17 protein-coding genes are annotated in these 15,356 nt (G+C 70.5%); 8 read left to right on the top strand and 9 right to left on the bottom strand.

All coding sequences use genetic code 11. The features are described from left to right. Window positions 1-3: 3 nt before the first annotated feature. The 3 genes from MUU77_RS02540 to MUU77_RS02530 are packed head-to-tail and all read left to right on the top strand — an operon-like array spanning window position 4 to window position 1,636. Entirely contained in the window at window positions 4-153 is a 150-nt protein-coding gene (locus tag MUU77_RS02540; protein ID WP_245091240.1) for a hypothetical protein, read from the top strand. Next, on the top strand, window positions 138-404 hold the full coding sequence (locus MUU77_RS02535) for a DUF2249 domain-containing protein (RefSeq protein ID WP_245091238.1): 267 nt from the start codon (window positions 138-140) through the stop codon (window positions 402-404). The genes MUU77_RS02540 and MUU77_RS02535 overlap by 16 nt, the downstream gene beginning before the upstream one ends. Next, window positions 401-1,636, top strand: coding sequence for a hypothetical protein (locus MUU77_RS02530; protein ID WP_245091236.1), 1,236 nt, complete (start codon window positions 401-403; stop codon window positions 1,634-1,636). The genes MUU77_RS02535 and MUU77_RS02530 overlap by 4 nt, the downstream gene beginning before the upstream one ends. Before the next feature lie 96 nt (window positions 1,637-1,732). On the opposite strand, the gene MUU77_RS02525 is transcribed toward MUU77_RS02530, so the two are convergent. After that, window positions 1,733-3,748: a TonB-dependent copper receptor gene (locus MUU77_RS02525; protein ID WP_245094164.1), complete on the bottom strand. Its 2,016-nt coding sequence runs from the start codon at window positions 3,746-3,748 to the stop codon at window positions 1,733-1,735. Window positions 3,749-4,010: 262 nt separating this feature from the next. On the opposite strand from MUU77_RS02525, the gene nirK reads away from it, so the two are divergent. From nirK to MUU77_RS02500, 5 genes are read left to right on the top strand one after another with little or no spacing between them, the layout of a single operon-like run. Continuing rightward, the gene (nirK, locus tag MUU77_RS02520; protein WP_162108216.1) at window positions 4,011-5,069 is read left to right on the top strand and encodes a copper-containing nitrite reductase; all 1,059 of its coding nucleotides are present in this window, start codon (window positions 4,011-4,013) and stop codon (window positions 5,067-5,069) included. Window positions 5,070-5,076: 7 nt separating this feature from the next. Next, window positions 5,077-5,859: an SUMF1/EgtB/PvdO family nonheme iron enzyme gene (locus MUU77_RS02515; RefSeq protein ID WP_245091234.1), complete on the top strand. Its 783-nt coding sequence runs from the start codon at window positions 5,077-5,079 to the stop codon at window positions 5,857-5,859. Continuing rightward, window positions 5,856-6,419 (top strand): SCO family protein, encoded by a 564-nt coding sequence (locus MUU77_RS02510; RefSeq protein WP_245091226.1) that lies wholly within the window; start codon window positions 5,856-5,858, stop codon window positions 6,417-6,419. The genes MUU77_RS02515 and MUU77_RS02510 overlap by 4 nt, the downstream gene beginning before the upstream one ends. Before the next feature lie 49 nt (window positions 6,420-6,468). Continuing rightward, window positions 6,469-6,924: an azurin gene (azu, locus tag MUU77_RS02505; protein ID WP_245091224.1), complete on the top strand. Its 456-nt coding sequence runs from the start codon at window positions 6,469-6,471 to the stop codon at window positions 6,922-6,924. 52 nt (window positions 6,925-6,976) lie between these two features. Further along, window positions 6,977-7,216, top strand: a complete 240-nt coding sequence (locus MUU77_RS02500) for a hypothetical protein (protein ID WP_245091222.1) — start codon at window positions 6,977-6,979, stop codon at window positions 7,214-7,216. 16 nt (window positions 7,217-7,232) lie between these two features. Here the strand turns inward: MUU77_RS02500 and MUU77_RS02495 are convergent, their stop codons facing one another. The 8 genes from MUU77_RS02495 to MUU77_RS02460 all read right to left on the bottom strand — a co-directional run bounded on the left by MUU77_RS02495 (window position 7,233) and on the right by MUU77_RS02460 (window position 15,334). Next, on the bottom strand, window positions 7,233-8,600 hold the full coding sequence (locus MUU77_RS02495; RefSeq protein WP_245094161.1) for an ATP-binding protein: 1,368 nt from the start codon (window positions 8,598-8,600) through the stop codon (window positions 7,233-7,235). 17 nt (window positions 8,601-8,617) lie between these two features. Continuing rightward, complete coding sequence (locus MUU77_RS02490; protein ID WP_245091220.1) at window positions 8,618-9,292, bottom strand: response regulator transcription factor; 675 nt, start codon at window positions 9,290-9,292, stop codon at window positions 8,618-8,620. A 24-nt stretch (window positions 9,293-9,316) separates the two neighbouring features. Further along, window positions 9,317-9,940: a hypothetical protein gene (locus MUU77_RS02485; protein WP_345779070.1), complete on the bottom strand. Its 624-nt coding sequence runs from the start codon at window positions 9,938-9,940 to the stop codon at window positions 9,317-9,319. 22 nt (window positions 9,941-9,962) lie between these two features. Further along, on the bottom strand, window positions 9,963-10,802 hold the full coding sequence (locus MUU77_RS02480; RefSeq protein WP_245094159.1) for an SDR family oxidoreductase: 840 nt from the start codon (window positions 10,800-10,802) through the stop codon (window positions 9,963-9,965). Further along, the gene (locus MUU77_RS02475) at window positions 10,802-11,476 is read right to left on the bottom strand and encodes an iron-containing redox enzyme family protein (protein WP_245091218.1); all 675 of its coding nucleotides are present in this window, start codon (window positions 11,474-11,476) and stop codon (window positions 10,802-10,804) included. The genes MUU77_RS02480 and MUU77_RS02475 overlap by 1 nt, the downstream gene beginning before the upstream one ends. Further along, on the bottom strand, window positions 11,473-12,975 hold the full coding sequence (locus tag MUU77_RS02470; protein ID WP_245091216.1) for an AMP-binding protein: 1,503 nt from the start codon (window positions 12,973-12,975) through the stop codon (window positions 11,473-11,475). The genes MUU77_RS02475 and MUU77_RS02470 overlap by 4 nt, the downstream gene beginning before the upstream one ends. After that, window positions 12,972-13,631 carry a thermostable hemolysin gene (locus tag MUU77_RS02465; protein ID WP_245091214.1) on the bottom strand — a complete coding sequence of 220 codons (660 nt, stop codon included), beginning with the start codon at window positions 13,629-13,631 and terminating at the stop codon, window positions 12,972-12,974. Before MUU77_RS02465 ends, MUU77_RS02470 begins: the two co-directional genes overlap by 4 nt. A gap of 140 nt (window positions 13,632-13,771) precedes the next feature. Further along, window positions 13,772-15,334, bottom strand: a complete 1,563-nt coding sequence (locus MUU77_RS02460; protein ID WP_245091212.1) for a sodium/sugar symporter — start codon at window positions 15,332-15,334, stop codon at window positions 13,772-13,774. Window positions 15,335-15,356 lie beyond the last annotated feature (22 nt).

Raw genomic sequence — 15,356 nt, 5'->3', positions numbered from 1 at the left:
ACCATGGATACCGCTTTCGATACCGGACTGTTGCCCGAAGCCTTCGCCACCTGCGCCTGCTGCGTGCGCGAATCGCTGGACGCCGCAGGGCTGTCGCTGGACTGCGCGCCCGACCACGAAGACCCGGAGCCGGACGCATGGCACATGCCCTGACCCTGCTGCGGCTGGACCTGCGCGACCTGGCGGCGCCGGAGCCGATGGAGCGCATCCTCGACTGCCTGCGCACCCTGCAGCGCGGCGAGCGCCTGGTGGCGCAGACGCCGTTGTTCCCCGCCCCGCTGCTGCCGATCCTGGACCAGTGGGGATTCGCATACCGGGTGCGCGACACCGAGGCGGGCAACGCCTGCATCGCGATCTGCCACGTGGCCGACCGGCACGCGCTGGAGCCCCCGCAGGCGGCATGAGCGGACTGGCGTTCGCATCGGCGCCGCTGCCATCGCTGCCGATGCGCTTCCTGATGGCGGCGCTGGCGTGGGGCGCCGTGGCGGGACTGTGGCTGGCCTGGCATGGCGAGGTGGCGCTGCTGTCGCGCTGGAGCCCGGTGACGCTGGTGCTGGTGCACGTGTGGGCGCTGGGCGTGCTGGGCAACGCGATGCTGGGCAGCCTGGTGCAGTTCCTGCCCGTCGCCGCCGGCAGTCCCTTGCCGGGCATGCGTGCCGTGCCGTGGCTGCATGCGGCGTTCAACGCCGGCCTGGTCCTGCTGCTGGCAACGCTGGCCACGTCGTCGCACCCACTGGCCTTGCCCGCGGCTGGACTGCTGGGCGGATCGCTGGCGATCTTCGCGCTGCTGGCGCTGCTGGCCGTCATTCGCGGTGAAGGCGCACGCGTGGTGCGCGAGGGCATCGGCCTGGCGCTGCTCGCGTTGATCGCGACGGCGGCACTGGGCCTGCTGTTGCTGGCGGCACGCACCGGTTGGCACGGACCTGCGACGGCGGGAACGGTGGACGTGCACGCGGCGTTCGGCGTCATCGGCTGGGTGCTGGGATTGCTGGCCGCGGTGGGCGGGGTGACGCTGCCGATGCTGCAGGGCACGCGCGCATTGCCGTCTGCGGCATCGCGCACCTGGCAGATCGCCTGGATGCTGACGCTGGGCATCGCGGTGGCGACGCTGGCGGGCGTGGCGCCCGGCAGCGCCTGGCGCGTCGCGGCCTGGCCGCTGGCCGCCTTCGCCCTCGCCGTGTACGTGCTGCAGGCACGCGCATCGCATCGTCGCAATCCGGTGCTGCGCCGCTTCTGGCAGGCCGGCTGCGCGTGCCTGTTGGCCGCCAGCCTGCTCGTGCTGCGGCCCGAGGTTCCGCTGGTGCCGCTCGGCATCCTGGTACTGGGCGTCGGCCTGCCGCTGCTGGTCGTCGGCATGGCGCTGGAGATCACCGCGTTCCTCACCTGGATCGCACTGCGCCAGCGTGTACCGCGTGGTGTCCGTGTGCCGGGCGTGGGCAGCCTGTTCGGGGAAGCGGACAGGCGGCGCGCGTTCGTCCTGCATGCCGTTGCGGGCGCGCTGCTGGTGGCGGCCGCATTCGCGCCGGCCCTCGCCCGCGGCGCCGGCCTGGCGATCGCGCTGGCCTACGCGGCAAGCCTGCACGGGCAATGGCGCTGCTGGCGGCAGGCGGCGACGTGGCGGCACGACGGCGGTTGAGGGTCTGGCGCCGCCCGCGCCCCGGGCCGTTCCCCAACACGAACGGCATCGAGGGCCAGCGACCCCTCGATGCCGTTGCCCGCCGGTCCCCTGGCGTCAGTAGCGCAGGTTGAGCTTCATCCAGGCCGTGCGGCCGGGCTCGTTGATGCGCACCGGATCGGCCGGATAGCCGAAGGCGCTGTTGCCGCCCAGGTTGAGGTGCTCGCTGTAGGCGCGATCGAACAGGTTGTCGATGCCCGCCGTCAGCTGCAGGCGATCGCTGAAGCGGTAGCCCCCGTTGAGCGAGAACACCGCAAAGCCCGCGCTCGGCCCCAGGTCGCGGCCGACCACGTTGCCCTGCGTGGTGCTGACCCGGTCCTGCGCGGCGGCAACGCGCCACAGCGCACCCCACGACCAGGGCCCGCGTTCATGACTGACCGACAGGCGCGCCTCCAGCGGCGGCATCTGCGGCAGTGCGGTGCCGGTGTCGCGCACTTCGCCCCAGGCGTAGGACGCGGCGCCCGACAGTTTCCAGCCCTTGGCGGGACGCCAGTCGATGCCGGCCTCGCCGCCGCGGATACGGGCGTCCACATTGTGCGCGCGGGTGGTGCTGCCCATCATGCCGGCCGCATAGTCGAACAGGATGAAGTCCTGCACGCGGCCCGCGTACAGCGAGGCCCAGGCATCGACCTTGGCGCCGTTGAACTGCAGGCCGATGTCCAGCTGCGTGGTGCGCTCGGGCTGCACGCCGGCGAAGGCATTGGGGGCACCGACCGGACCGCGCGTGGGCGAGAACAGCTCCCAGTAGTCGGGCATGCGTTGGGTGTGGCCGAGGCCGGCGTATGCGCCCCAGCGGCCGCCCATGTCGTATTCGTAGCGGACGAACGCGCTGGGCAGCGTTTCCCTGCGGACCCTGCCGGCGGTGGGGTTGGGCATCGGCATCATGCCGCCGGTGGTGGCGCGCAGGTCCTGCGCTTCGGCGCGGTCGACGCGCACGCCGCTCATCACGTGGTGGGTGTCGGTGATGTGCCAATGCGATTCGGCGAAGGCGCCCCAGCTGTGGAACTTGGCGTCCACGCTCCACGGCAGCGCGAGATAGGCACCGCGCCCGCTGGCGCTGCGCCTGCGGTGCCGGCTGTCGCGCAGGTCCATGCCGGTGGTCACTTCCCAGCGCCCGGACTGCCAGGTGGTGGCGACGCGGCCGCCGCGCGTGCGGTGCGCCACGTTGCTGGCCATCGGCATGGGCATGCTGCTGGTGGGGTCCGGCTGGCGCAGGCTGTAGTTGTCCATCACGTGGTCCACGTCGTTCTGGTAGACGTTGGCGACCACCGCATCGAGTATGCCGCCGATGTGCTTCTTCTCGAAGCGCAGACCCAGGCTGTCGCGGCGGAACTGCGCACCGTCCATGCCGCGGCCGGCGTAGCGCGCCTGCGCATCGCCGATGCCGGCGCTGAGTTCCAGCACCATATTCTCGTCGGGTGTCCAGCCCAGCGCGGCGTCGGCGTTCCACTTCTTCCACGCCGACGGCACCCCCTCGCCGTTGCCGTCCTGGTAGTCGTCGGCCTCGGAACGGTTGGCGGACACCCGCGCATAACCGCGTGGCGTACCGGCGCTGATGTCCAGCACCTGGTCGTTGCGGTCGCGGCTGCCGGCCAGCAGGCTGCCGGCGGCCTGCACGCCCGGCTCGGCGAAGTACGGGATTTCGCGCTCGAAGCGCACCGTGCCGGCGGAAGCGCCGCCGCCCCACAACACGGTCTGCGGCCCCTTGACGACGATCAGGCGGTCGTAGGTTTCCGGTGCGATGTACGACAACGCGTTGTCCATGCGCGAGGGACAGGCACCGCTCATCGCGCCGTCGTTGGTCATCAGGTTGATGCGCGAGCCGAACATGCCGCGCAACACCGGGTCGCCGTTGGTGCCGCCGCTGCGCAAGGTGGCGAAGCCGGGAATGGTCTTCAGGTAGTCCGCACCGTCGCTGGCCGGCACCGGCTGCCGCGGCAGCTTGGGATCGGTGATGAAGGTGGTGGCCATGGCCGGCGCCACGCCGACCACCACGATGCCGTCCAGCGTGGTGGCGGGCATCGCATCGGCGTGCAGCGCGGCGTGCGATTCCTGTGCATGCGCCAGCGGCATGTTCGCCAGTGCGCCCAGCAGGGCCATGCACAACAGATTGCGGTTCATGACGCATCTCCTTGGGTGATGCCGCCATTGTCGCGACGCACCCTGGAGTGCAGATGCGACAAGGTGTCGCATCGGTGCGCGCGCTTGACGTGAGTCAAGCCCCTGCACGAATCCGTGCGTCCGCCCCCTTCCGATTGATTCAGATCAACGAGGCGCCGCGCGTGCATTTCCACCATGGCCGCACACCCACCGATGATCGACCGAGGAACGCACCATGAAACGCCTGTACCCCTCCCTGCTCGCCTGCGCACTCGCCGCACTGTCGGCTGCCCCCGCCTTCGCCGGCGAACAGGGCGGTCGCATCACGCCGGCCGGAGAAACCATCCACGCCGTGATGACGGCACCGCCGATGGTGCCCCCGCCGATCACGCGCAAGACACCGGCCCATGTCGTCGTCGACCTGGAGATGATCGAGAAGGACATGCGCATGGCCGATGGCGTGACCTACAACTTCTGGACCTTCGGCGGCACCGTGCCGGGCAGCTTCATCCGCGTGCGCAAGGGCGACACGGTGGAGTTCAAGCTGAAGAACCGCCACGACTCGCACATGTCGCACAACATCGACCTGCACGCCGTCACCGGCCAGGGCGGCGGCGCCGAGGCCACGTTCACCCTGCCGGGCCATGAAACGCAGTTCTCGTTCAAGGCGCTGAACCCCGGCCTGTACATCTACCACTGCGCGATGGCGCCGGTCGGCATGCACATCGCCAACGGCATGTACGGCCTGATCCTGGTGGAGCCGGAAGAGGGCCTGCCGCCGGTGGACAAGGAGTTCTACGTGGTGCAGGGCGACTTCTACACCGAAGGCGCGTATGGCGAACCCGGCCTGCAGCCCTTCAGCCTGGAGAAGGCGATCGACGAACATCCGACCTACGTGGTGTTCAACGGCTCGGTGGACGCGCTGCAGGGCGACAACGCGTTGACGGCGAAGGCGGGCGAGACCATCCGCATGTTCGTCGGCAACGGCGGCCCCAACCTGGTGTCCAGCTTCCACGTGATCGGCGAGATCTTCGACAAGGTCTACACCGAAGGCGGCAGCAAGTACCAGGAGAACGTGCAGACCACGCTGATCCCGGCCGGCGGTTCGGCCATGGTCGAGTTCAAGGCGGACGTGCCGGGCAACTTCGTGCTGGTGGACCACAGCATCTTCCGCACGTTCCACAAGGGCTCGCTGGGCATCCTGAAGGTGGAGGGACAGAAGAACCCCGACATCTACACCGGCCAGCAGCACGACATCGAGTACCCGGAAGCCAAGCCGGCGGCCGGCAAGTGAGGATCGGATGAAACGGACGCCGCCTTCGACCGCCACGTTCCTGCTGCTCGCGCTGGCATCGGCGTTCGCCGTCGCCGGCGACGCGGACAGCGGATACCGGCGCATCGAGGGCGGCGACTTCCGTTCGTCCGTGCGCTTCGAAGAGGACACCCGCGTGGTGCGGGTGGCCTCGTTCTCGCTGATGGCGCGGCCCGTCAGCAATCGCGATTTCGCCGGATTCCTCGCGCGCCAGCCGCAGTGGCGACGCGACCGCATTCCCGCCGTGTTCGCCAGCCCGGGCTACCTGGGGCACTGGGCCACGGCCGACGCACCGGGGCCGGCGCTGGATCCGGATGCGCCGGTCGTGCACGTCAACTGGTATGCCGCCGATGCCTACTGCCGCGCGCAGCAGGCGCGGCTGCCGCGCTTCGTCGAATGGGAATACGCGGCGGCCGCCGACGCCACGCGCCGCGATGCCCGCGCCGATGGTGCGTGGCGGATGCGCCAGGTCAACGACGGTACGCCGCATGCCATCGATGCCGCGGCCGGCGCACCGGCCAATGCCTACGGCATCCATGGCCTGCACGGCGCGCACTGGGAGTGGAGCGAGGATGTCGCCTCCCTGCTGGGCGACGGCGACCGTCGCGGCCAGCAGGATGGCGACGCGCTGCGCTACTGCGGCGCCACCGCCATGAGCTTCAACGATCCCGGCGACTATGGCGTGGTCAAGCGCTTCGTGCTGCTGTCCGCGCTGCAACCCGACGCCACGCTGGGCAACCTCGGTTTCCGCTGTGCCAGGAGCACGCCATGAAGATCGCATCCCTGTTCCTTTCCCTGCTGGTACTCGCCGCGCCGCTGCACGCGCAGCCGCTGCCCGGCGATTCGGTCTACCACCTGCAGGCGGGCACGCAGGCCGCCGACGGACAACCGGTGGCCTGGTCCTCGCTGCGCGGTCAGCCCCGGCTGGTGTCGATGTTCTATACGAACTGCCACCTGATGTGCCCGCTGATCATCGAGAACGCCAAGAGCGTGCAGAAGCAGCTGTCGCCCGCCGAGCGCCGGCGCCTGGGCGTGGTCATGGTCAGCCTGGACCCGGCACGCGACACCCCGGCCGCGATGCAGGACGTCGCCCAGCGCCACCGCGTGCCGGAAGGCTGGCGGTTCCTCACCCCCGCGACCGACGACGTGCGCGCCATCGCCAGCGTACTGGACGTGCGCTACCGGTTCCGCGACGACGGCAGCATCAACCACACCAGCGTGCTGGTGCTGCTGGATGCCGACGGCCGCGTGCGTGCGCGCAGCGAGGTGACCGGCGCGGCCGCCGATCCGCAGTTCCTGACCCAGGTCAAGGCGCTGCTCGCCGGGCCGTGATGTCATGGCCCCACACCCACCCAAACCCGATGAACGACGGAGTCATACGATGAAACTCTCCCACACTCTGCTTGCCCTGGCCCTGTTCGGCGCCGCCGGCATGGCCCAGGCCGCCGGCAACTGCACTGTCAGCCTGAAAGGCGACGACGCCATGAAGTTCGACCTGAAGGAGGCCACCGTCTCCGCCAGCTGCGCCACCATCACCCTCGAGCTGACCCACAGCGGCAAGCTGCCGGCCGCGGCGATGGGCCACAACGTGGTGGTGTCCAAGACCGCCGACCTGGCAGGCGTGGCGCGCGACGGCATGAAGGCCGGCGCGGCGGGCGCCTACGTCCCGGCCGGCGACGCGCGCGTGATCGCGCATACCGCGCTGATCGGCGGCGGGCAGAAGACGAAGATCACCTTTCCCGGCAAAAAGCTGACCGCCGGCGGCGACTACAGCTTCTTCTGCAGCTTCCCCGGCCACTCCACGCTGATGAAGGGCAAGCTGGTCGTCACCAAGTAGCACCCCTCGCTGCGCCGTCTCCGGGCGGCGCAGCGCGTTACGGAGCCCGCGCATGGAATACGTCATCCGCCTGGACGATGCGCCAGCCGACCTGGCTGCGATCGAACGGCAGCTGCTCGATCTCGATCCCGCCGCCCTGCTCGACCGCGACGCCGCGTCCGGCTCGCTCCGCTGCTCGACCAGCGCGCTCGCGGTGGAACTGATGCTTGTCTTCGCCCAGGCCGGCCACCGGCTGGCGCCCGACGCCATCGAACGCCTGCCGTCGGTGTGCTGCGGCGGATGCAGCGGCTAGGGCGCGCCGCGCGCGCTCACGCCAGGCAGGGCAGCTCCACCGACACCGACAGACCGCCCCATTGCGACGACTGCGCCAGCCGGATGGTGCCGGCATGCGCCGTGACCACTTCCTTCACGATCGCCAGGCCCAGCCCGCTGCCCTCGTGGCGACTGCCCAGCCGGCGGTAGAAGCGATCGAACACGCGCTCGCGTTCGTCGTCGGGAATGCCGGGGCCACTGTCGTCCACCGCCAGGAAGGCGCGGCCATCGGCCTTCCACGTGCGCACCTGCACGGTGGCGCCGGCCGGCGCATAGCGCGCTGCGTTCTCCACCAGGTTGCGCACCAGCAGGCCCAGCGCGATTTCGTCGCCCGACACCAGCACCGGCTGCAGGTCCAGGCGCAAGGTCTGCCCCCGTGCATCGAGCAGCGGCCGGGCGGCGTCGATCTCGATGCCGGCCAGCGCGGCCAGGTCCAGGCGCGCACGCGCCACCACGCGCCCCGTGCTTTCCGCGCGGCTCAACGACAGCAGCTGCGCCACCAGGCGTTCGACGCGCTGCACGCTGGCGTCCAGCAGCTGCAGCGAGGCCTGGCGTTCGCCGTCGTCGCCGGCATGGCACGCGTTGTCGGCATGCACCTTCAGCGCGCTGATCGGCGTGCGCAGCTCGTGCGCAGCATCGGCCACGAAGTTGCGCTCACGCGCCAGTGCGGCATCCAGCCGCTGCAGCAGGCCGTTGATCGCTTCGGCCAGGCCGCGCGCTTCCTGCGGCACCTGGGCCGGATCCAGCGGCGTCATCCGCTCGGGATCGCGCTGGCCGATCTCGTGCGACATGCGCCGCAGCGAGCGCGTGGCCAGTGCGACGCTCCACCAGACCAGCAGGGCGATCAGCGGCAGCGACAGCAGCAGCGGCAGCAGCGTGCCGCCGGCGATGTCCCCGGCCAGTTCCTGGCGGATGTCGGCCAGTTCGGCGGACTGGAACCAGCGGCCCTTCGGCGACTGCAGCGTGAAGGAACGCCAGCGGGCACCATCGATCTCCACGTCCTCGTAACCCGCCCTGCGCTGCGCCAGCGGCTGCTCGGGCGCGCTGTCCGAGCGCAGCAGCAGGCGCCCCTGCGCATCCCATACCTGGAAGGCCAGCTTGTTCTCGTACGCATGCCCGTCGTTGAACGCCAGCGCCTCGCCCACGCCATGCGCCTGCCCATGCCAGCCGCGCAGCACGATGGGTTCGCCGGGATAGGCATTGAGTTCGCTGAGCGGCTCGTCGACCAGGCTGACCAGCACGCGCGTGGACTGCACCAGGCGGGCGTCGAACATCTCGCCGGCTTCCTGCAGCCCGGCCCGGTAACTGAGCAGGCCCGCCGCCGCCATCACCACCGCCAGCGTGCCCAGCAACAGCCACAGCAGGGTGGCGCGCATCGACCTCATGGGGCATCCCCGACGGCATCGCCCAGGGCATAGCCCAGTCCGCGCACGGTGCGGATGATGCCGGGCTCCAGCTTGCGGCGGAGCTGGTGGACATGCACATCGACGGCGTTGCTGGCCACGTCCGCATCCCAGCCGTACAGGTGCCGCTGGATCGCATCGCGCGCCATCGGACGACCGCGCTGCTCCATCAGCACGCGCAGCAGCGCGAACTCGCGGCGGGTCAGGTCCACGGGCCGCCCTTTCCAGGTGGCGGTGAGCGTGGCCGGATCCAGCCGCAGCGGGCCCGACTCCAGCGTGGGATTGGCGCGGCCGGCGCTGCGCCGGATCAGCGCACGCACGCGCGCCAGCAGTTCGGCGGTATCGAAGGGCTTGCCCAGGTAATCGTCCGCGCCCACGTCCAGGCCGAGAGTGCGGTCGGCCGGGCGCTCGCGCGCGCTCAGCACCAGGACCGGCACGGGATCGCCGGTGGCGCGCAGCTGGCGGATCACCTCGATGCCGTCCATCCGCGGCAACCCCAGGTCCAGCACGACCAGGTCGAAACCGCCGCCACGCAGGGCCAGCAGCCCGCTGGCCCCGTCCTGCACCCAGTCGACGGCGAAGGCGCCACGCCGCAGCGCGGTACGGATGCCTTCGCCCAGCGACAGATCGTCTTCCACCAGCAGGATGCGCATGCAGCCAGTCTGGTGGCCGTCTCCTCAGTGCGCAAGGTGCGCCGCGACTTCCTTCAGCTTGGCCTGCGCCTCCTGGCGACGGCCTGCATCGGCCACGTCGCGGCCGGGGCGCGCGGGTGCCGCCAGCGCCTTCTGGAAGGCCGTGCGGGCACCGGCCCAGTCCTTCTGGTCGCGCAGGAAGTCCGCGTAGAAATAGTTGGCGTCGATGCCGTCCGGATCGATGGCCAGCCCCTTGCGCAGCATCGTGCGCGCGGCCGCATCGTCGCCGAAGCCCAGCGGCCAGCCGGGCACCTGGTAATACAGGGCGCCCAGGCTGGTATAGGCGGCCCCATCCAGCGCGTTCGCATCCAGCTTGATGGCCGCCTCGAAATCCGCGCGCGCCCGCTTCACCAGGCCCAGCGCGCCCATGCCGCCCTTCTCGCCGGCCAGGCTGGACAGCACGATGCCCTCCCAGATCAGCGCCGTGGCATCGCGCGGACTGGCCTGGCGGATCTTCTCGGACTGGTGCAGCAGTTCTTCGAACGCCGCTTCCCGCTGCGGCTTGGGCAACTGGTAGTTGATCTGCGCCCAGCGGTCGCGCACCTGGTTGACGCTGGTCGCCGCGGGCTCGCCGGCCACGGCCTTGCCGACCAGCAGCAGCGTGGACATCAGGATGGGGAAGAGCATGGATTTACCGCGGGTGCGCTTCATGGGGAACGTGCTCCGTAGTGGACAGGGGTGACCGTCGCGCGTGCTTGCGGACGGCGGGAAGGCGGGACCGCAGGCTGCGGTCGACCAGGCCCGGCAGCAGGCCGTTGAGGCGGGCGAACAGCTTCTCCGGCCAGCCGATCTGCATGCGGGCGGTGCCGCGTTCGATGGCGCGGACCAGATGGCGCGCCACGTCGGCGGGCGCATCGCTGGCGGTCTTCAGTTCGGCGTTCAGGGCATCGACGGCCGGCGTGTTGAAGGGCGTGCGCGTGGCGCGGGGCGACAGGTACTGGAAGCGCAGCGGCGTGTCGGCGTATTCCCGTGCCAGCGCTTCGGTCAGTCCGCGCAGGCCCGACTTGCTGGCGCTGTAGGCGGCGAAGCCGGGAAACGCCAGGCTGCCGAAGGTCGAGCCCACCACGACCACCGACGCCGGCGCGTGCGTGCCCAGCACCGGCAGCAGCGCGTGCACCAGCAGCATGGGCGCCACCAGGTTGGTCTGCACCAGCCGGGCCATGTCCTCGGGGGACTGGTCGGCGAACAGGCCGAATGCGCCCTGGGCGTGCGCCAGCACCAGCACCGAGGGCGTGGGGTCGGCCGCGGCCGCGGCGCGCACCACCTGCGCGCGTCCTTCCTCGGTGGCGACATCGGCCGCCACCCACGACAGCGCGCCCGCGGGCAGGGGCTGGGCGAGCCGGCGCAGCCTGCCTTCGTCGCGGCCCACCGCCAGCACGCGCGCACCCGCGATGATCAGGGCCGCGCACAGCGGCTCGCCGATGCCGCCGCTGGCGCCGGTCACCAGCACCGTCCTGCCGGCCAGTTCCATCACGCCGCCTCCGCCAGGCGGGCGCCGCCGTCGCGCAGCGTGCGGAAGATGTCGCCGTACAGCACGTAGAAGCGGCGCGCCGCATGCACGATGGCGGCCTTGTCTCCCTCATCCTCCATGCGGTCCATCAGGCGCTTGAAGAAGCCGACATGCTCGATGTCCAGGTCGCCGTGCGAGAGCAGGTAGCTGAAGGCGTTGCGGGGAAGGTCCAGCGAGGTCTGCAGCGTGTTGGCGGCGCGCGTGGCGAGCGCCACGCTGGTGCCTTCCAGCACCAGGACCATGCCGAAGAAGCCCACCGGATTGCCGCGCTGGATGGTGTCGTAGGCGTAGCTGACCATCAGCTCGGTCGCCAGCGACGGGGAAGACGCCTCGGCGGCGGCACGGTCCTCGCCGCAGGCGGCGATGTCGTCCAGCACCCATTCGTGGTGCCCCATTTCCTCTTCGATGTACTCGCCCACCGCCGTGCGCAGCCACTCCAGCCGGGCCGGCAGCCGCGCCCCGCAGGCCATCAGCAGCGGTACGGTATGGCGGACGTGGTGGAAGGCCTGGATGAGGAAGGCCACGTAGTCCTCGCGCGCGATCCTGCCCGCCAGCGCGGACTGGATGATCGGGATGGACAGCAGGCCGTCGCGTTCGCGCGCAGTCTGCGCGACCAGTTCATCATGGAAACTCATGCGGCAACTCCGGAGGGGGATACGTTCGGGGGGCGGCGGTAGCAGGCATCGACGTCGGCCTGGTAGCGGCGGAGGATGGCGTCGCGGCGCGGGCGGCCGTTCGCGGTGGCCAGGCCGGCGTCGACGGTGAATGGCGCCTCCGCGCGCACGAACCGGGCCACGCGTGCGTAGTCGGGCAGGCCCGCGTTGACATCGGCCAGGGCACGCCCGATGCGCGCATCGTCCAGGTCCGGGCGGCGCGGCACGACGACGGCCACGTTGTCGGCCTGGGCCTCGCCCCAGACCACGGCCTGGGCGATGGCCGGATGCGCCAGCAGTTCGCTTTCGACCCACTCGGGCGAGACGTTGCGGCCGAACGCGGTGATGAAGACGTTCTTGCGGCGCCCGGTGATGTGTACGAAGCCGTCCTCGTCCTGGTACCCCAGGTCGCCCGTGCGCACCGGCCCCTCCGGCAGCGGATCGCCGCCGAGGTAGGCGAGCGCGCGAGCGCCGTCGACGCAGATCTCGCCCTCCACGATGGACACGCGCGCGTGCGGCAGCGGACGGCCCACGCTGCCATCGCGCATGGCCTCCGGGCGGTTCAGGCACACCACCGAGCCGCATTCGGTCAGGCCGTAGCCTTCGAAGACCGGCAGCCCGAGCGCGCGCGCGCGCTGCAGCAGGCCCGGCCCCACGCGGCCGCCGCCGACGGCGATGTAGCGCAGCGAGGTGGGCAGCGGCGCACCCTGCTCGGCCGCCATCACCAGCGCCAGCAACAGCTGCGGCACCAGGATCACGCTCTCCGGCTGGTAACGGTGCAGGCAACGCAGCAGCGTGGGCACGTCCAGGCCGGTGGCGCCGGTATAGCCGATCTCCGACAGCGACGGCAGCGCGATTTCCGCATCCGCCAGCAGCGTCGCGTACAGGCCCGCCACGTTCTCCAGCAGCGTCGCCAGCGGCATCAGGCACAGGTGCCGGCGCGGCGCCACGGCCGACGCGGCCTGGACCAGCGAGCCTGCCACGGTGAACAGCGTTTCCGCATCCAGGCATACCCCGCGCGGGCGTCCCGTGGTGCCCGAGGTATAGGTGATGCAGGCCGTGCGATGCGGCAACGGCGGCCCCGCCACATCGTCCGCCGGGGTGCGCCAGCACGCCAGCCGCTCGCCGTCGAGGAACCCGGTGAGCGCTTCTACACCCGGCGGCATGGCGTCCTCGCGCGCCGTCACCACGCACTGCGCGCCGCTGTTCGCCAGCGCATGCCGCACCTGCGCTTCGGAGAAGAACACCGGCAGCGGCACATGCACGCCACCGATCTCGCGCAGGGCAAGATCCAGCACGAACCAGCTGGGTCCGTTGTCCAGGCGGCTGGCGACGCGGCGGATGCCGGTCCTGGCCAGCCACGCCACCAGCGCGTCGATCCGCGCCGCCAGCGCGGCATCGTCCAGCGTGCCCTGGGCGCTGATCACGCGCGGCGCCTGCAGCCGCGCCCCGCGCCGCACGACATCCATCGGCCGCGTCATGGCGCACCCGCCAGGCAGGTATCCGGCGCGTCGCAGGCGGCCGGGCGTTCGGCGCCGCGCAGATGGGCGACGCCTTCGGCCACGTTGCCGCAGATGAGCCGGGGACGCGCATCGTAGTAGCGCCCCCAGTCCGCGCCGGCGTCGCCCAGGCGCTCGGCGCGCGCTTCGGCCAGTTCCAGCATCGGCAGGCGCAGCCGCTCGAAAGCATTGCGCAGCTGCTGCGTGGCCACCAGCAATACCCAGTCCATGCCGGCCGCCTGCAGGGTCAGCGCCAGCTGCAGGATCAGTTCGCGTGCGATCCCGGGCGAAGTGGCCGCGAAATTCCCCACCTCCACCACGCGGCGGCGGTCGACATGCGCGATGCCCCGCCGCGCCATGGCGTGCTCCACCGCGCCGTCCAGATAGTGCTCGACGAACAGCGGCCCCTCCACACCGGCGCGGATGCCCACCGCGGCGGCCAGCCGGCCGTCGCTGTCCCGGTAGGCGATCAGATGGGGGAAGAAGTTGCGCAGGACCGCACCGTAGCGGTCCCGGTAGACGTCGGCGATGAAGGCTTCCACGGCCTCGCGGCCGGGGTCGTCGCGCTCGACCAGTTGGACGCTGACGAAGCGTCCCGGCAGGGGCGCCAAGGCGATATGGGGGCGTATCCAGTGCATGGCGGGCATGCTGGAAGCGCCGGATTAAGGCTCGATTAGGTGCGAGTTAAACGCTCATTAGATTCTCGGCACGAAATCGTGAGAATGGGCACCGCATCACCGTGGAGCTAAATTCCTTCTGAACGCCCCGGCCCCGGACCTCACCAGAACAGCGCATACAGCGCGGTCAGGATCGCCAGCACCGCGACCGCGCCGATGTTGAACGCACCGCCCGTGCGGTAGTCGACATCGCGCGTCTGGATGATGTCCTTCTCCGGCGCGTGCGGCGTGGCCAGCGACACCACCACCGCCAGCGCCAGCGCCAGCAGGAACACCAGGCCGACGCGGTCGATGAACGGCAGCGCCGGCCACGCCAGCTTCAGCACGACGGACAGCGCGAACGAACCGATCGCCGCCGCCAGCGCTCCGGCCTCGTTGGCGCGTTTCCAGAACAGGCCCAGCACGAAGATCACCACGATGCCCGGGGTGAAGAAGCCGGTGTACTCCTGGATGTACTGGAAGGCCTGGTCGAAACTGCCGAGCAGCGGTTTGGCCGCAAGGATGCCCAGCACCACCGTGACCACCGCGGCGATGCGACCCACGCGCACCAGCTTGGCCTCGCTGTGCCGGCGCTTGCCCTTGGCGTAGAAATCCAGGGTGAAGATGGTCGCCACCGAGTTGATCTTCGACGCCAGCGACGCGACGATGGCCGCCACCAGCGCAGCGAACACCAGGCCCAGGATGCCGGTGGGCAGCAGGCGCATCATCGTCGGATAGGCCTGGTCGGGCTTGTCCAGCCCCGGCGCCAGCATCACCGCGGCGATCCCGGGCAGCACCACGATCACCGGCATCAGCAGTTTGAGGAAGGCGGCGAACAGCACGCCCTTCTGCGCCTCGCCGATGTCCTTCGCGGCGAGCGCGCGCTGGATGATGTACTGGTTGAAGCCCCAGTAGCTGATGTTCATGATCCACATGCCGCCGATCAGCACGCTCAGGCCGGGCAGGTCCTTGTAGAACGGATTGTCCCGGTCGAGGATCATCTCGAAGTGGCCGGGCTGCGCCTCCCACAAGCGATGGAAGCCGGCCACCACACCGGCGCCCCCGCCCAGTTCGTCGAGCGTCAGGCCCGCGACCAGCAGGCCGCCCAGCACCAGCAGCGAGACCTGCACGATGTCGGTCAGCGCCACCGCCTTCAGCCCGCCATAGAGCTGGTACAGCAGCGCGAACACGCCGATCAGCACCACCGCCAGCATCTGGTCCATGCCGGTGACCTGGCTCACCGCGATGGCGCCCAGCCACAGGATGGAGGTGACGTTGACGAACACGTACAGCCCCAGCCAGAACACGGCCATGAGCGTGCGGATGCGGTTGCCGTACCGCTGCTCGAGGAACTGCGGCATCGTGTAGATGCCGTTGCGCAGGAACACCGGCAGGAACCACTTGCCGACGATCAGCAGCGTGGCCGCGGCCATCCATTCGTACGAGGCGATGGCCAGGCCGATGGCGTAGCCCGAGCCGGACATGCCGATGATCTGTTCGGCCGAGATGTTGGCCGCGATCAGCGACGCGCCGATGGCCCACCACGGCAGCGACTTGCCGGCGAGGAAGTAGTCCTTCGCGTCCTTGGCGTGCCCGGCCTTCTCGCGCGACACCCATTGCGCCAGCACGAAGATGCCGGCCAGGTAGGCCAGCACGATGGCGATGTCCATTGTCCCCAGACCCACGGCCCCACTCCTGCGGTTGGAT

This window comes from Pseudoxanthomonas sp. F37, from assembly GCF_022965755.1.
In the GTDB taxonomy this organism is placed as follows: Bacteria; Pseudomonadota; Gammaproteobacteria; order Xanthomonadales; family Xanthomonadaceae; genus Pseudoxanthomonas_A.
The sequence above is the reverse complement of the archived record's forward strand: the minus strand, read 5'-3'. Positions and strand labels throughout refer to the sequence as shown.